The 1172-nt window shown below is 69.5% G+C and carries 1 protein-coding gene; it reads left to right on the top strand.

Annotated elements, in window-relative coordinates:
• On the top strand, positions 1-1172 hold a 1172-nt coding region (locus DIE23_RS39000), incomplete at both ends, for an acetyl-CoA C-acetyltransferase (protein ID WP_148093501.1).

Genomic DNA, 1172 nt, shown 5'->3' with positions numbered 1-1172 from the left:
ATGACGGACGTAGTGATCGTATCGGCCGCGCGGACCGCGGTCGGCAAATTCGGCGGCTCGCTCGCGAAGGTCGCGGCACCGGAACTGGGCGCGACGGTGATTCGCGCGGTGCTGGAGCGTTCGGGCGTGAAGCCCGAGCAGGTGAGCGAAGTGATCATGGGGCAGGTGCTGACGGCGGGCTCGGGGCAGAACCCGGCGCGCCAGTCGCTGATCAAGGCCGGCCTGCCGAGCGCAGTGCCGGGGATGACGATCAACAAGGTGTGCGGCTCGGGCCTGAAGGCGGTGATGCTGGCGGCGAACGCGATCGCGGCGGGCGACGCGGAGATCGTGATCGCGGGCGGCCAGGAAAACATGAGCGCGTCGCCGCACGTGCTGCCGGGCTCGCGCGACGGGTTCCGGATGGGCGACGCGAAGCTGGTCGACACGATGATCGTCGACGGCCTGTGGGACGTGTACAACCAGTACCACATGGGCATCACGGCGGAGAACGTCGCGAAGGAATACGGGATCACGCGCGAGGAGCAGGATGCGTTCGCGGCGCTGTCGCAGAACAAGGCGGAAGCCGCGCAGAAGGCCGGCCGCTTCAACGACGAGATCGTGCCGGTGTCGATCCCGCAACGCAAGGGCGAGCCGCTGCAGTTCGCGACCGACGAGTTCGTGCGTCACGGCGTGACGGCGGAATCGCTGGCGGGCCTGAAGCCGGCGTTCTCGAAGGACGGCTCGGTGACGGCGGCGAACGCGTCGGGGCTGAACGACGGTGCGGCGGCGGTGCTGGTGATGTCGGCGCAGAAGGCGGCGGCACTCGGCCTGACGCCGCTGGCGCGGATCAAGGCATACGCGAACGCGGGTGTGGATCCGAGCGTGATGGGCATGGGTCCGGTGCCGGCATCGCGCCGCTGCTTGGAGCGTGCGGGCTGGACGCCGGGCGACCTGGACCTGATGGAAATCAACGAGGCATTCGCGGCGCAGGCGCTGGCGGTGCACAAGCAGATGGGCTGGGACACGTCGAAGGTGAACGTGAACGGCGGGGCGATCGCGATCGGCCACCCGATCGGCGCGTCGGGCTGCCGGATCCTGGTGACGCTGCTGCACGAGATGGTCAAGCGCGATGCGAAGCGCGGGCTGGCGTCGCTGTGCATCGGCGGCGGGATGGGCGTCGCGCTCGCGGTCGA

The organism is Burkholderia sp. Bp9143 (assembly GCF_003853645.1).
Classification (GTDB): Bacteria; Pseudomonadota; Gammaproteobacteria; order Burkholderiales; family Burkholderiaceae; genus Burkholderia.
Note: the sequence above shows the minus strand (reverse complement) of the source record. Positions and strands in the feature narration are given on the sequence as shown.